The organism is Methylobacterium sp. AC832, from assembly GCF_979256025.1.
Window position 1 is genome coordinate 1 of record NZ_CEEDMV010000044.1, and the last position, 275, is coordinate 275.

At 72.0% G+C, this 275-nt stretch carries 1 pseudogene; it reads right to left on the minus strand.

Going from position 1 to position 275, the window contains the following annotated elements:
- Positions 1-43 precede the first annotated feature (43 nt).
- Positions 44-275: pseudogene (locus tag AC0IXR_RS25055) on the minus strand (MFS transporter); the annotation flags it as partial.

The following is a 275-nucleotide window of genomic DNA, read 5'->3' on the forward strand; positions in this document are numbered from 1 at the left end:
GTGATTCACGGCTTCCGGTGGGTCCACCTCAGCCGATCACGCCCTATCGCCGGCGCAGCCGGATGCCGAGCGCGAGGATGCCGACCGCCGCCACCGCCATGGCGGTCGCCGCGCCGAAGCCGGCGATGGCCAGGCCGACCAGCACCGGGCCGAGCGACTGGCCGGTGAAGAAGTGGAAGGCATGCAGGGCGACGGCGGAGCCGCGGGCCTCCGGCGCCACCTCGGTCACCCGGGTCTGGATGGTGTTGTGGATCATGTAGAAGCCGCTGCTGGCG